Here is a 13,799-nt window from a genome sequence, read left to right as displayed (position 1 = left end):
TCGTTTTTTTCGTTTTTTTGACATAAAAACAGAGATTAGTAGAAACCGGTTTCTACTAATCTCTGTTTTATCCTCCTAACTGCCAAATATTAAGTCGGTTACATTTTATATCTCCAACCAATTTTGGCATCATTACCAAAAAACAGGCCCCGGAACCGCGATTCCGGGGCACGACATAGACGGGGTGGGAGAGTGATGCGGCTACTCCTCGTCGTCGTAGAGGACCGCCTCCATCAGGTCGTCCAGCTCGCGGCGCTCCTTCTTCGTCGGGCGCCCCGTGCCGCGGTCGCGGAAGACGAAGATCGTCTCGCGCGGCACGTTGAGCTTGTCGAGCTCCTCCTGCGGCGTGATGTCGAGGCAGTAGGCCGGGACGTTTTTGGCCGGCTGGCGGCTCGACACCAGGTCGAGCACCTTGTAGGAGTAGGTCACCGCCTGCCGGCGCACGCTGATGCGGTCGCCGATCTTCACCTCGCGCGAGGGCTTGGCGTAGGAGTCGTTGACCGTGACCTTGTTGTTGCGGATGGCCTCCGCGGCGTCGCTGCGGGTCTTGAACACCCGCACGGCCCAGAGGTATTTGTCGAGTCTTACTTCGTCCATAAAGCGTCTATTTTTCGTACAACGATTCGCTGCGGGGCCGGTCGTGCGACTGCTCGTCGTTCTGGCGGCTGACACCCAGAATCATGCCCAGCGCCACGGAGGTGAAGAGCACCGAGGAGCCGCCGCGCGAGATGAGCGGCAGGGTCTGCCCCGTCTCGGGGATGAGGTTTACGGTGACCATGATGTGCAGCAGCGCCTGACAGGTGATGAGCAGCGCAAGCCCCAGCACCAGCAGCCCCGGGAAGGCCGTGCCGCAGCGGCGGAAAATCTCGATCGCCCGGAAGAAGATCCACAGGTAGAGCACCAGCAGCACCACGGCCAGCACGATGCCGTACTCCTCAACGAAGAAGGCATAGGCATAGTCGCTCTCGGGGTGGATCATCTCCACGCGCATGGCGCTCTGTCCGGCCCCTTCGCCGAGCAGACCGCCGTTGTGGATGGCGATCATCGAACGTTCGGTGTCGGAGAGGTGTTCGACGGGCTTGTCGCGCTGCGACTGGGTCCAGAGGTGTATCCAGGTCGCCATACGTCCCTCGGCCGTCTCGCTGCGCCCGAGGTTGAGGGTCACGATGAGCACGACGCCCGCAGCGGCCAGCCCCAGGAGTTTCATCAGCTCGCGGAACCGCACGCGCCCGATGAGCATCATGACCCACGAGGCGGCGAAGACCAGCACGGCCGACGAGGTGTGGGCCGGGAAGATCACCAGACAGGAGGCGATCATCGGCATAAGGATGGGCCACGTGCCCTCGCGCCAGATGCGCCGCTGCTCGGGCGACGAGCGCCACGTCCAGAAGCGCAGCGAGGGGACGATGCGGATGCGGTCGATCTTCGACTGGCGTCCGGCGAGCTGCTGCGCAAGGAAGAGCACCGTGGCGACCTTCAGCGCCTCGGAGGGCTGGAACTGGAAGGGGCCGAGGGGTATCCAGCGCGCCGCGCCGTTGGTCGTGGCGCCGATGAAGTAGACGGCCACGGTGAGCAGCAGCGAGAGGAAGTAGACCGGGCGGGTGAAGTAGTTGTAGATGCGGCAGTCGATCTTGTGCACGAAGACCATGATGCCGAGGCTCACGACGAGGATCATCACCTGCTGCTGGAGGAAATGGGAGGTCGACCGCACGGTGTGGGCGTCGTAGGCCATCTTGGCCGTCGACGAGTAGACCACCAGCACGGAGATCACCGACAGCACGACGATGATGATCCACAGCACGCGGTCGCCCGAGAAGAGCCGCCGGTGCGGATGCGTGGCGTCGGCCCCGGGCGCCTGCGTCCGGGCCGCATCGAAGGCTCCGGTGCGCAACGTGCGCGTGCGGCGGGTTCCGGCTGCAGCCGCATCGTCCGTCCGATCCGCCCCTTCGGCACGGGGGTATGTACGCGGGTCGTCGTTCATCGCATCACGCCTTTTCCGTTACCCACGCCTTGAAGAGTTCGCCGCGGTTCTCGTAGTTGCGGAAGAGGTCGAAGCTCGCGCAGGCGGGCGACAGCAGCACGGCGTCGCCGCTGCGGGCCGCCCGTTTGGCCGCCGTCATCGCCTCGTCAAGCGACGAGGTCGACACGACCTCGGGCACCACGCCCGTGAACTCGCGCACGAGCTTCTCGTTGTCGAGCCCCATGCAGACCAGCGTATGGACCTTCGCCCGGGCGAACTCCTTGAGCGGCGTGTAGTCGTTGCCCTTGTCCGTGCCGCCGGCGATCCACACCACGGGGCGCGTCATGCTCTCCAACGCATAGTAGACCGAATCGACGTTCGTCGCCTTCGAGTCGTTGATCCACAGCACGCCGCCGCGCTCGGCGACGGGTTCGAGGCGGTGCTCCACCGGCGCGAAGCCGTAGAGCGAGCGGCGCACCGATTCGGGGTCGACACCCGCGGCGAGGGTTGCCAGCGCCGCCGCCATGGCGTTGTAGGCGTTATGCAGCCCCTTGATTTGCAGTTTCGACGTGTCGATCTCAACCGAGCGGTCGCCCACGGCCGCCGTGAAGCTCCCGTCCAGCAGGAAGGCGTCGCCCGCGGCGCTCGCCACGGCGTTCTTCGCCGCGAAGGGCAGCTGCCGCACCCGCAGGTCGTATTTGGGCAGCTCGCGCCAGATCACCTCGTCGTCGCCCGAGTAGACGAACCAGTCGCGCGAGGTCTGGTTCTGCGTGATGCGCATCTTGGCGTCGACGTAGTTCTGGAAGCAGTGGTCGTAGCGGTCCAGGTGGTCGGGCGTGATGTTCATCAGCACGCCGATGTGGGCCCGGAAGCGGAACATGCCGTCGAGTTGGAACGAGCTCAACTCGAGCACGTACCAGTCGTAGTCGCCCGTGGCGACGCTGTAGGCGAAGCTCTCGCCGATGTTGCCGCCCAGGGCGACGTTCATCCCGGCGTCGCGCATGATCTTGTAGATGAGCGACGTCGTGGTGGTCTTGCCGTTCGAGCCGGTGATGCAGATGCAGCGCGCACGGCCCATGTAGCGGCCCGCGAACTCCATTTCGGAGATCACCGGAATGCCCCGCTCGCGGATGCGCCGCACGATGGGCGCCGTGTCGGGAATGCCGGGCGACTTGATGACCTCCGAGGCCTGCAGGATGCGCTCCTCGCTGTGGCCGCCCTCCTCGTAGGGGACCTGCCACTCGTCGAGACGCGCGCGGAAGCGCTCGGCAATGTGTCCCGCATCGGAGAGCAGGACGTCAAAACCCTTCTTTTTGGCGAGGATCGCGGAGCCGTAGCCGCTGATTCCGCCGCCCAGTACGACGATCTTTTTCATACGTGTATCTCCCTTTTATCGTATCTTCAGCGTGACGAGCGTGATGGCTGCCAGCAGCAGCGAAATGATCCAGAAGCGCGTGACGATCTTCGTCTCGAAGAGGCCCTTCTTCTGGTAGTGGTGGTGCACCGGGGCCATGAGCAGCAGGCGCCGCCCCTCGCCGTACTTGCGGCGCGTGTACTTGAAGTAGCTGACCTGCAGCATCACCGAGCAGCTCTCGTAGAGGAAGACGCCGCAGAGCAGCGGCAGCAGCAGCTCCTTGCGGATGCAGAGGGCGAAGACGGCTATCACGCCGCCGATGGCCAGCGAGCCCGTGTCGCCCATGAATATCTGCGCCGGGAAGGAGTTGTACCAGAGGAAGCCGACGAGGGCCCCGACGAACGCCGCGGCAAAGACGACCAGTTCGCCGCTCTGCGGGATGTACATGATGTTGAGGTAGTCGGCGTAGACGATGTGTCCCGAGAGGTAGGCCAGCACGCCCAGCACGGCGACAATCGGCACCGAGACGCCCGTGGCCAGGCCGTCGAGGCCGTCCGTGAGGTTGGCGCCGTTCGACACGGCCGTGACGACGAAGATCGCCACCAGCACGTAGAGCAGCCACATCAGGATGTTGTCGCCGCCCGTGAGCCAGCCGTAGTCGAACTCGTTGTTCTTGACGAAGGGGATGGTCGTCTTGGTGGTCTTCGTGCTCTCGGAGTCGATCAGCACGTTGCGCTGCACGGTCTGCACGACCGTGCCGTCGGCGTCGTAGTAGACCGTCTCGACGGGCTGCGTGGTCTTCTCGCGCACGACGATGTCGCCCGAGAGCCACATCGTCGTGCCGACGATGATGCCCAGGCCGACCTGCCCGACGATCTTGAAGCGTCCCTTGAGCCCCTCCTTGCGGTGGCGGAAGACCTTGATGTAGTCGTCCAGCCCGCCGATCAGCCCCAGCCAGACGGTCGAGACGAGCATCAGCTGCACGTAGACGTTGTCCAGGCGCCCGAACAGCAGCGTCGGGATGAGAATGGCAATCAGGATGATGACGCCGCCCATCGTCGGGGTGCCGCGCTTCTGCAGCTGCCCCTCGAGGCCGAGGTCGCGGATCTCCTCGCCGATCTGCTTGCGGCGCAGGAAGTCGATGATCGTGCGGCCGAAGATGATGACGATCAGCAGCGCGAGGATGATCGCCGCCGCCGCACGGAACGAGATGTACTGGAACATGCCCGACCCGGGAAAGTCGTAGGCCTCGTCCAGATAACGGAAAAGATGATACAACATGGATGTCTATCGTTTGTTTTCAATGTAGGATTCGAAATTGCGGCGCACCTCCTCGCGGTCGTCGAAGTGGTGCTTCACGTCACCGACGATCTGGTAGGTCTCGTGCCCTTTGCCGGCGATGAGGATCACGTCGCCGGGCCGTGCGAGCAGGACGGCCGTGCGGATCGCCTCGGCGCGGTCGGCCAGGCGCAGGTAGCGCGCCCCGGGCTCCAGCCCGGCGACCATCTCGTCGAGGATCGCCTCGGGATTCTCGTGGCGCGGGTTGTCCGAGGTGAAGATCGCCGTCGCGGCGTACTTCACGGCGATCTGCGCCATCTCGGGGCGCTTCGTGCGGTCGCGGTCGCCGCCGCAGCCGCACACCACCAGCAGCTGTTGCTGCGGCGTGCGCAGCTCCTCGATCGTCTGGATGACGTTCTCCAGCGCATCGGGCGTATGGGCGTAGTCCACCACGGCCGTCGTGCCGTTCGACGCACGGATGACCTCGAAGCGGCCGCTCACGGCGTGCAGCGTGCTCAATACGCGCAGCACCTCGTCGCGGTCGAGCCCCAGCAGTACGGCGGCGCCGTAGACGGCCGTCAGGTTGTAGGCGTTGAAGCGCCCGAGCAGCCCGACCCACAGCTCGCGCCCGTCGAGGCGCAGCAGCATGCCGTCGAGGTGCATCTCGACGATCCGGCAGCGGAAGTCGGCCATCGCACGCAGCGAGTAGGTGTGCACCTCGGCGCGGGTGTTCTGCACCATGACGCGGCCGTTGCGGTCGTCCGTGTTCGTCAGCGCGAAGGCCCCGGCGGGCAGGTGGTCGAAGAAGAGCTTTTTGGCCCGGATGTACTCGGCAAAGGTCTTGTGGTAGTCGAGGTGGTCGTGCGTGATGTTCGAGAAGATGCCGCCCGCGAAGTCGAGGCCCCGCGTGCGCTCCTGCACGATGGCGTGCGACGAGCACTCCATGAAGCAGTATTCGCACCCGGCGTCGGCCATCTCGCGCATCAGGGCGTTCAGGCGGATCGAGTCGGGCGTCGTGTGGGTCGCCGGCAGCGTGCGCTCCTCGATGCGGTAGACCACCGTCGAGATGAGCCCCGCACGGTAGCCCATCGCCCGCACCAGGTCGAAGAGCAGCGTCACGGTCGTGGTCTTGCCGTTCGTACCAGTGATGCCGACGAGCTTCAGCTCGCGGCTCGGATGGTCGTAGAAGGCCGCGGCCATGTCGGCCATCGCCCCCTGCGAATCCTTCACGACGACAAAGGTCACCCCCGCAGGGCGCTCCTCGGGCAGGCGCTCGCAGACCACCGCCGCGGCTCCCGCCGTGACGGCCGCGGAGATGAAGGCGTGGCCGTCGCACTGCGTGCCCGGCACGGCGAAGAAGCAGCAGCCCGCCGCCGCGGCCCGCGAATCGTAGACGAGCGACCCGACGGCGACCTGCGTATCGCCCCATGTCGCCTCGACGGGCGTATTTTCGAGAAGTTCGGATAACTTTTTCATTCTCTGTCAATTCAATGTTATGCTGACCGTCGCTCCGGGCGAGATGCGCTGCCCGGCGGCGATACTCTGTCTTGTTACGGCCCCCTCGCCCGTGAAGCGGACATGCAGCCCGCGGCTCTCGAGCAGGAAGAGGGCATCCTTCAGCCCCATGCCCCGCACGTCGGGCATCACGTCCCGCCGGTCGGGCAGCGAGGCGATCGTCACCTCGGAGAGGCTGTCCACCGTCACGCGGCCCCAGCCCGTGCGCTCGTCGTAGCTGACGTCGGGCGAGAAGCGTCCCGCCACACGGCGTATCTGGGCGATCTCTCCGCCCTTGATCCGTTCGGGGTAGCGGCGCGGGCCCTGCTGTTCGACACGCCCGTACCACTCCTGCCCGCAATTGTAGATGTAGTCCACCACACGCTTGACGACCGGCCCCGCCAGCGGACCGCCGTAGTAGGCCTTGCCGGCCTGCGCGCGCGTCTCGATGGTGGTCAGTACCGTATAGCGGGGTTCGTCGGCCGGGAAGAAGGCGATCATCGAACCCAGATAGTGGCGCCCGGGCTCCTTGCGCGGCTCGGTGATCTGCGCCGTACCGGTCTTCGCGGCGACGCGCACGTGCGTCGTGTCGCGGAAGAAGGCGCTCGCCGTACCCCGCGTGCAGACCGCCTGGAGGCAGCGGGTCACCTCGCGCAGCGTCGACCGCGAGCAGATCGACGAGGCGATCGTGCGGCTCTCGAAACGCTCCTCGACGCGGTCGCCGCGCCGCAGTTCGCGGATCAGCACCGGCGAGATCATCCGCCCGCCGTTGGCGATGGCGTTGTAGAAGGTGATCATCTGGATCGGCGCCAGCTTCACGCGGTAGCCGTAGGCCATCTTCACGAGCATCACGCCGGGGTCGGCGACCTTCCAGTCGCGGGTGATCTCGGGCGCCCGCTCGCCGAGGCGCTCCAGCCCGACGGTCTCGCCCAGGTGGAGCTGCTCGTGCAGGAAGCGGCTGTAGTCGAACTTCCTGCCCGTGGCGCCGTAGCGGTCCCAGACCGCCTCGGCAAAGTAGACGTTCGACGAGGCGGCCACGGCCTGCCGGAAGTCGATGACGTGGTCGCCGCGGTGCGAGTCGCGGATGTTCGTCGCGGGACCGATCTTGACCGGGTCGCCGTTGTGCACGTCGTAGGTCGTCTCGGGCGACATGTGCGCGTCGTCGAGCAGCAGCAGCATCGACGCCAGCTTGAAGGTCGAACCCGGCTCCATGCAGCGGCCCAGCGCGTAGTTCTCGCGTTCGGAGTAGCTGCCGTCGCCGTTGCGCCCGAGGTTCGCCAGGGCGAGAATCTCGCCCGTGCGGGTCTCCATGACGATGGTCGTGCCCCACGTGGCGTTCTGCCGCTCGAGCTGGCTCCGCAGCGCCCTGTCGGCCACATCCTGAATATCCAGGTCGAGCGTCGTCACCACGTTCAGCCCGTCCTCGGGCTCCTCGTGCCCGGCCCCGGCCACCCGGCCGTAGAAGCCGCGGGCGATGCGCTGCCGCACGGCGAAGCCGTCGCGTCCGGAGAGTTCGCGGCGGTAGCTGTCCTCGATGCCGTAGTTGCCGAAGAGCGTGTCGCCCTTGCTGTCGGGACGTCCGTAATAGCCCTTGTCGCCGATCGTGCGGCGCGCCAGCCCGCCCTGCGGATAGACGCGGTCGTCGCGCTCGACAAGGCGGTAGACCATGCCCATGTTCCAGTTCAGCAGCGGATAGCGGCGCAGCGTCTGCCACTCGGCATAGTCCACCTCGCGGGGAAAGATGTTGACGAGCCGGTGGTCGCGGATCGTGTCGTAGATGCGTTTGGTGACGGTCGCATCGCCGCGGATCCAGTCCACAAGCCGTGCGAAAAGCCCCTCCGACCGGTAGAAGGTCGTGTCGCGTTCGTTGGTCAGGCGGTAGGTGTTGCGGGCGTGGCTCTGCTTCTCCCGGAAAAACCGGGCGTACTCCGCGGCGGAACGGTCCTTGAAGTAGGCCGAAAGGAGCTTGGCGAGCGAGTCGCTCTGCTCGCGAAACCGCTTCGTGTCGGCCAGGCCGTCGGACGCGAAGTCGAAGGCCGCCTGGTAGCGGAAGATCGAGACGGCGAGCGGTTCGCCGTCTCGCGAGAGGATCGCGCCCCGGCGCGCGGGGATCACCTCCTCAGTGAAGATGCGGTTCGAGAGGCGCGCGGCGTTGTAGGCCACTTCGCCGCTGAAGAGCTGCACCCACACCAGCCGCAGGAGCACGACGCCGCCCGCGAGGATGAACAGCACGTAAAGCAGCCGCACCCGCAGCAGGATGTCGCTCTTGATCTTCGAAGGTTCGCGTTTCATGTTCAGTTGTCGATGATTTCACCCGGGGCGGGCGGATCGATGAGTTCGATGCCACGGCGGCGCAGCTCCTCGACGACGGCCGAATGGGTCGTGCGGTCGAAACGCTGCTCCTCAAGGCGGATCGAGCGCTCGCGCAGCACCTGCACCTCGCGTTCGAGCCGCGCGTACTTCATGTCCAGATGCAGCGACCAGAACATCGCCATGATGCTCAACAGGAACATCCCGGCGATGCAGCCCATGTAGGGGTAGTACTGCGAGACACCCCGGCGCAGCAGAATCGTACCCGAGACCAGCTGCCAGAGGGTGCTCGACGCGCGGCGTTCGGCCTTGCGGCGGCGCTCCTCCTCGGCTTCGCGTTCGGCGGCCTCCCACTCCTCGTCCTCGCGCAGGTCGTCGTCGGCCTCGCCCCGCTCCATGCGGCGCACCTCGCGCCGGATGCGGCGGGCCAGTTCGGCCTCGGCCTCACGCCGCGCCTGCTCCTCGGGGGAGACGGGATCGAATTCGTGGTCGGGCAGCATGATCATCCGTTTTTCAGTGCGGCGCGCAGCCTGGCCGAGCGCGACCGGGGGTTGCGCTCCAGCTCTTCGGCCGCGGGAACCACGGCCTTGCGCGTCAATATCGTGAACGGCTCCTGTGTCCGTCCATAAAAATCCTTCTCTACCACCCCGGTGAAGTTGCCGCTGCGCAGAAAGTTCTTCACCAGCCGGTCCTCGAGCGAGTGGTAGGAGATGACCACCAGCCGCCCGCCGGGCCGCAGCACCTTGAGGCTCTGCTCGAGGGCCATCTTCAGCGCCTCCATCTCGCCGTTGACCTCGATGCGCAGCGCCTGGAAGAGCTTGGTCAGGAACTTCGCTCCATCGCGTTTCGGCGTGCAGGGCTGCACGGCGGCAACCAGCTGCGCCGTCGTCGTGATCGGCGCCGCGGCGCGCGCCCGCACGAGGCATCCGGCCACCTTCCACGGGGTCTCCACCTCGCCCCAGTCGCCCACGACGCGCGTCAACTCCTCGGCCGTGTAACCGTTGACCACGTCGGCGGCCGTCAGCCGTCCGCGCCGGTTCATGCGCATGTCGAGCGGCGCCTCGCCGCGGAACGAGAAGCCCCGCTCCACGGCGTCGAAGTGGTGCGACGAGACACCCAGATCGGCCAGAATGCCGTCCACCTGCCGCACGCCCCGCAGGCGCAGCGCCCCGCGCAGAAAGCGGAAATTGCTCTCCACGTAACAGAAACGGGGGTCGTCGGGACAGTTCGCGCGCGTATCGGCATCCTGGTCGAAGCCGTAGAGACGCCCTTCGGGACCGAGCAGCGAGAGAATCCGCCGCGAGTGGCCGCCGCCGCCGAACGTCAGGTCGGCGTAGACCCCGTCGGGACGCACTCCCAGCAGCTCCACGGACTCCCCGAGCAGGACGGGAACATGGTATTCGGGTGCTGTCATTCGGATAAAGTCGATTTGGGCGTAAAGTTAGCGTTTTTTCGAAAAAGAATACCTATATTTGTCGTTATAAATTTTTTTCCGCACGTTCCCATGCCCCAGATAGACATCGGCGCCGTACTGAAAGCCAAGGCACCCCGACTGGCCCGCTGGATTCCCCGGCCGGCGGTAGGGTGGCTGCGCCGCACGATCCACGAAAAGGAGATCAACTACATCCTGCAACACTACTGGTCGCTCCCGCCGCAGGAGTTCATCCGCGCCTGCTTCAGCCAGTGGCAGGTGAGCTACTCGATCGAGGGGCTCGAGGGGCTCGACCCCGCGGGCCGCTACCTCTTCGTCTCGAACCACCCCTTCGGCGGCATGGACGGCATGATGCTGGCCGACAAGCTCATCGACCGCTTCGGCGACGTGCGCGTGGTAGTCAACGACCTGCTGATGTACGTCGAACCGCTCCAGCCGCTCTGGATTCCGGTCAACAAGCACGGTGCGCAGAACGCGGCCTACGCCCGCAAGATGGAGGACGAGTTTTTCGGCGAACGGCAGATCCTGACCTTCCCGGCCGGGCTCTGCTCGCGCCGCATCGACGGCCGCGTGACCGACCCCGAGTGGAAGATCAACTTCCTGAAAAAAGCCTACGCCTCGCAGCGGCAGATCGTCCCGGTTTTCGTCGAGGGGCGGCTCTCGAACTTTTTTTACCGGGTGGACCGGTTGCGAAAGGCCCTGGGCATCAAGTTCAACATCGAGATGCTGTGGCTTCCCGACGAGATGTTCTCGCAGAAGGGCAAGCATTTCCGCATCATCGTCGGCGACCCGATCCCGGTTGCGGAGCTCCAGGCGAGCGGTTCGCTGCGCGAGCAGGCCGAATATGTACGCAAAAAGGCCTATTTTTTGGAAAAAAAGCTCTCCGACAGGACAAAAAAGCGCTAAAAAAGCCCTATTTTTGTCTCAAGAGACATGCAAGCTACCGTTATGAAACCCATCATCCCGCCCGTTGACAGGGAACTGCTCCGTGCGGAACTCACACCCGAGCGCAAGGTCCGCGATACGAACAAGGCCGGCAACGAAATCTACGTCTTCTCGGCGGCGGAATGCCCGTCGCTCATGCGCGAGGTGGGCCGCCTACGCGAGGAGGCCTTCCGCGGCGCCGGAGGCGGCACGGGCGAAGAGGTCGACATCGACGAAGAGGATACGGCCGGCGACGGCTACTACCAGCTCATCGTCTGGGACCCCGCCGCCGAACAGATCGTGGGCGGCTACCGGTTCATCGTCTGCACGACACCGAACCCGCGCCACCTCTCGACCGAGCACTACTTCCGCTTCAGCGACCGTTTCCGCCGCAAATACCTGCCCCATACGATCGAACTGGGCCGCTCGTTCGTGCAGCGCGCCTACCAGGCCCGCGGCAACGTCAAGAGCATCTATGCGCTCGACAACCTCTGGGACGGCATCGGCGCCCTAATCGTGTTGAGCCCCCGCTCGAAATACCTCTTCGGCAAGGTCACCATGTACACGACCTACAAGTCCGTGGCGCGCAACGCCCTGATCTGGTTCCTGCGCCGCTACTTCCCCGACCGCGAGGGGCTGGTCGAGGGCATCCGTCCGCTGCAGCTCGATCTGGACGACCCCTACTACGAGGAGCTCTTCAACGGCGAAACCTACATGGACAACTACCATATCCTGATCCAGAAGATCCGGGAGTTCAACGAGAACATCCCGCCGCTGATCAACGCCTACATGAACCTCTCGCCCACGATGCGGGTCTTCGACACCGTTTCGAACCCCGATTTCGGCGGGGTGGAGGAGACGGGCATCCTGGTGACGATCCGCGACATCTATCCCGAGAAACGGCAGCGCTACACCCGCTGGAAAGGGTGGCGTGCCAACCTCAAGCACCGCCGCGAAGAGTTCGGCGAGCGGCTGCGCGAACACCTCGAACGGATCAAGAGCGAACGCAGCATGAAACGCAGGGAACGGCCGTAGACCGTTCCTTTTTTTTGCCCGCCCGCGAAGCACGTGCCGCGCAGGCCGGACGACGGAAGCCGGACGGCGGGGGCACAAAAAAACTCCGCACGGGGCGGAGTCCAGGCAAACAATTGTTTAACTAAAAAATCACCGACGGTGACCGGCGGAACGTCATTCGTCCGTCTGTTGCGTCGTATCAGAAGAGGAGGAGTCGGCCGTGCCGCACTTCTCATCGGTGCAATCTCCCTTGCTTTCACCATCCTTTCCGGCCTTCTCCTCCTTTGTCGTTTCATCCGATGCCGCTTCGGGCGCCTGTACGGAAACCTCCTGTCCGGCCGGTTCCGTCGTCTCGGGCTGCTGGGCATATGTCATACCTCCTGCCATCATCATCAGCGCCGCCATCATCACAACTCTCTTTTTCATGGCTTTCAAATTTTAAGGTTAAACATCCTTTTTTCGGAGCCGGTCACTTTCGCAACCGCCTTCGCTTCCTGAAAGTCCAAGCCTTGTGCCACAGCGGCAGAATTATGACAATATGCTGTCTGTCAAAGCAATATATACGAAACCCGTAATCCGGCACCTTGTGGAAAAGTGTGGAACGACAGTGTGGAATGTGGATTTTTTCCACACCGGTCCGTCTATTCGATGCCGTAGAGGTGCAGCTTGTTGTAGAGCGTCTTGCGGTCGATGCCGAGCAGTTTCGCGGCCTGCGACTTGTTGCCGCCCGCCGCGGCGAGGGCACGGCGTATCTGCTCCTCCTCGCCGGCGGGGTCGCGCAGCGAGAGGGTGGAGGGTGCAGTGTTTCCGGCGATCTCGGCCGGAAGTTCGCGGCAGGTGACGTATTCGTCCTGCGCAAGGAGCGTCGCCGACATGACGACATTTTTCAGCTGGCGCAGGTTGCCCGGCCAGTCGTAGCGCGTGAGGGCTGCGGCGGCCGCGGCGTCGAAGCCCACGAGGTGCTTGTCCAGCTCGCGGTTGGCCTGGTCGAGGAAGAAGTCGGCAAAGAGCAGGATATCCTCGGGCATCTCGCGCAGGCAGGGCATGCGCAGGGTGAACTCGTTGATCCGGTGGTAGAGGTCGGCGCGGAACGTGCCGCGGGCGATGGCGGCCTCGAGGTCCTCGTTCGTCGCCGCCACGAGGCGGATGTCGACCGGAATCTCGCGCGTGCTGCCCACGGGGCGGATGCGCCGCTCCTGCAGGGCGCGCAGCAGCTGCACCTGCGTCTCATAGGTGAGGTTGCCCACCTCGTCCAGGAAGAGCGTACCGCCGTTCGCGGCCTCGAAGGCGCCCGTCTTGTCGCTCAACGCCCCGGTGAAGGAGCCCTTGACATGGCCGAAGAACTCCGATGCGGCCAGCTCGCGCGGAATAGCCCCGCAGTCGACCGCCACAAAGGGCTTGCCGGCCCGCTTGCTGCTGCGGTGGATGAGCTGCGCGACATGCTCCTTGCCCGTGCCGCTGGCGCCGTTGACCAGCACCGACATGTTGGTCGGCGCCACGAGCCGCACGTATTCATACAGCCGCCGCGACACGTCGCTGTGGCCTTCGATATAATTGGGTATCTCCGTTCCGGCCTTTGCGCTCCGGGAGTTTTTCTTCTCCGCGGGAGCGGATGCCGCCGGGGCTCCGGCGGCCGCTTCGGGCGAGTCGATCGCCTCGCGGATCTTCTTGAGCAGTTCGTCGGGATTGACCGGCTTGGCCACGTAGTCGCAGGCCCCGAGCTTCATGCTGCGCACGGCATTCTGAATCTCGGCGTAACCCGTCATGACGATCACCCGCTCGCGCCGCCCGCGGCCGACAAGCCACTGGAGCAGGGCGATGCCGTCCTCGTCCGGAAGGCGCATGTCGCTCAACACGAGGGCATACTCCTGCTTCTCGAGCGCCGTGCGGGCAGCACCCACGCTGCCGACCGTCGCCACGTCGAAGCCCCGTTTCGAAAGCCACGTGCGCAGCATCAACGCGAAGGTGATGTCGTCGTCTACGATCAGTATCCGTTCCATAACGTCACAAAGATAGGAAAAGCCGTCGGCATA

At 64.8% G+C, this 13,799-nt stretch carries 12 protein-coding genes; 2 read left to right on the top strand and 10 right to left on the bottom strand.

The features are described from left to right. Window positions 1–201: 201 nt before the first annotated feature. Genes Q1Y33_RS07005 through rsmH form a run of 8 tightly spaced genes read right to left on the bottom strand, consistent with a single transcriptional unit; the run spans window position 202 to window position 9,810 of the window. On the bottom strand, window positions 202–597 hold the full coding sequence (locus Q1Y33_RS07005) for an RNA-binding S4 domain-containing protein (RefSeq protein ID WP_300799028.1): 396 nt from the start codon (window positions 595–597) through the stop codon (window positions 202–204). 7 nt (window positions 598–604) lie between these two features. Continuing rightward, window positions 605–1,981, bottom strand: coding sequence for an FtsW/RodA/SpoVE family cell cycle protein (locus Q1Y33_RS07000; protein ID WP_300799027.1), 1,377 nt, complete (start codon window positions 1,979–1,981; stop codon window positions 605–607). A gap of 4 nt (window positions 1,982–1,985) precedes the next feature. Then, complete coding sequence (murD, locus tag Q1Y33_RS06995; RefSeq protein ID WP_300799026.1) at window positions 1,986–3,335, bottom strand: UDP-N-acetylmuramoyl-L-alanine--D-glutamate ligase; 1,350 nt, start codon at window positions 3,333–3,335, stop codon at window positions 1,986–1,988. A 15-nt stretch (window positions 3,336–3,350) separates the two neighbouring features. Continuing rightward, window positions 3,351–4,595: a phospho-N-acetylmuramoyl-pentapeptide-transferase gene (mraY, locus tag Q1Y33_RS06990; RefSeq protein ID WP_300799025.1), complete on the bottom strand. Its 1,245-nt coding sequence runs from the start codon at window positions 4,593–4,595 to the stop codon at window positions 3,351–3,353. Between the two features lie 6 nt (window positions 4,596–4,601). Next, the gene (locus tag Q1Y33_RS06985; RefSeq protein WP_300799024.1) at window positions 4,602–6,068 is read right to left on the bottom strand and encodes a UDP-N-acetylmuramoyl-L-alanyl-D-glutamate--2,6-diaminopimelate ligase; all 1,467 of its coding nucleotides are present in this window, start codon (window positions 6,066–6,068) and stop codon (window positions 4,602–4,604) included. A gap of 6 nt (window positions 6,069–6,074) precedes the next feature. Beyond that, window positions 6,075–8,378, bottom strand: a complete 2,304-nt coding sequence (locus tag Q1Y33_RS06980; RefSeq protein ID WP_300799023.1) for a penicillin-binding transpeptidase domain-containing protein — start codon at window positions 8,376–8,378, stop codon at window positions 6,075–6,077. A 2-nt stretch (window positions 8,379–8,380) separates the two neighbouring features. Continuing rightward, window positions 8,381–8,896 carry a hypothetical protein gene (locus Q1Y33_RS06975; RefSeq protein ID WP_300799022.1) on the bottom strand — a complete coding sequence of 172 codons (516 nt, stop codon included), beginning with the start codon at window positions 8,894–8,896 and terminating at the stop codon, window positions 8,381–8,383. 2 nt (window positions 8,897–8,898) lie between these two features. Beyond that, window positions 8,899–9,810 carry a 16S rRNA (cytosine(1402)-N(4))-methyltransferase RsmH gene (gene rsmH, locus Q1Y33_RS06970; protein ID WP_300799021.1) on the bottom strand — a complete coding sequence of 304 codons (912 nt, stop codon included), beginning with the start codon at window positions 9,808–9,810 and terminating at the stop codon, window positions 8,899–8,901. 90 nt (window positions 9,811–9,900) lie between these two features. Between rsmH and Q1Y33_RS06965 the strand changes: the two genes are divergently transcribed. Continuing rightward, window positions 9,901–10,734 carry an acyltransferase gene (locus tag Q1Y33_RS06965; protein ID WP_300799020.1) on the top strand — a complete coding sequence of 278 codons (834 nt, stop codon included), beginning with the start codon at window positions 9,901–9,903 and terminating at the stop codon, window positions 10,732–10,734. Between the two features lie 42 nt (window positions 10,735–10,776). Continuing rightward, window positions 10,777–11,787, top strand: a complete 1,011-nt coding sequence (locus tag Q1Y33_RS06960) for a GNAT family N-acetyltransferase (RefSeq protein WP_300799019.1) — start codon at window positions 10,777–10,779, stop codon at window positions 11,785–11,787. 153 nt (window positions 11,788–11,940) lie between these two features. Here the strand turns inward: Q1Y33_RS06960 and Q1Y33_RS06955 are convergent, their stop codons facing one another. After that, complete coding sequence (locus Q1Y33_RS06955; RefSeq protein WP_300799018.1) at window positions 11,941–12,192, bottom strand: hypothetical protein; 252 nt, start codon at window positions 12,190–12,192, stop codon at window positions 11,941–11,943. 215 nt (window positions 12,193–12,407) lie between these two features. Continuing rightward, window positions 12,408–13,766 (bottom strand): sigma-54 dependent transcriptional regulator, encoded by a 1,359-nt coding sequence (locus Q1Y33_RS06950; RefSeq protein WP_300799017.1) that lies wholly within the window; start codon window positions 13,764–13,766, stop codon window positions 12,408–12,410. Window positions 13,767–13,799: the final 33 nt, after the last annotated feature.

This window comes from uncultured Alistipes sp., assembly GCF_949296715.1.
Lineage (GTDB): Bacteria > Bacteroidota > Bacteroidia > Bacteroidales > Rikenellaceae > Alistipes.
The sequence above is the reverse complement of the archived record's forward strand: the minus strand, read 5'-3'. Positions and strand labels throughout refer to the sequence as shown.

Bases quoted from the DNA above. Each gene is read 5' to 3' on its own strand.
- Q1Y33_RS06975 (WP_300799022.1), bottom strand. From the start codon at position 8,896: ATGCTGCCCGACCACGAATTCGATCCCGTCTCCCCCGAGGAGCAGGCG.
- Q1Y33_RS06960 (WP_300799019.1), top strand. From the start codon at position 10,777: ATGAAACCCATCATCCCGCCCGTTGACAGGGAACTGCTCCGTGCGGAA.
- Q1Y33_RS07000 (WP_300799027.1), bottom strand. From the start codon at position 1,981: ATGAACGACGACCCGCGTACATACCCCCGTGCCGAAGGGGCGGATCGG.
- mraY (WP_300799025.1), bottom strand. From the start codon at position 4,595: ATGTTGTATCATCTTTTCCGTTATCTGGACGAGGCCTACGACTTTCCC.
- Q1Y33_RS06955 (WP_300799018.1), bottom strand. From the start codon at position 12,192: ATGAAAAAGAGAGTTGTGATGATGGCGGCGCTGATGATGATGGCAGGA.
- Q1Y33_RS06950 (WP_300799017.1), bottom strand. From the start codon at position 13,766: ATGGAACGGATACTGATCGTAGACGACGACATCACCTTCGCGTTGATG.
- murD (WP_300799026.1), bottom strand. From the start codon at position 3,335: ATGAAAAAGATCGTCGTACTGGGCGGCGGAATCAGCGGCTACGGCTCC.
- Q1Y33_RS07005 (WP_300799028.1), bottom strand. From the start codon at position 597: ATGGACGAAGTAAGACTCGACAAATACCTCTGGGCCGTGCGGGTGTTC.
- rsmH (WP_300799021.1), bottom strand. From the start codon at position 9,810: ATGACAGCACCCGAATACCATGTTCCCGTCCTGCTCGGGGAGTCCGTG.
- Q1Y33_RS06985 (WP_300799024.1), bottom strand. From the start codon at position 6,068: ATGAAAAAGTTATCCGAACTTCTCGAAAATACGCCCGTCGAGGCGACA.
- Q1Y33_RS06980 (WP_300799023.1), bottom strand. From the start codon at position 8,378: ATGAAACGCGAACCTTCGAAGATCAAGAGCGACATCCTGCTGCGGGTG.
- Q1Y33_RS06965 (WP_300799020.1), top strand. From the start codon at position 9,901: ATGCCCCAGATAGACATCGGCGCCGTACTGAAAGCCAAGGCACCCCGA.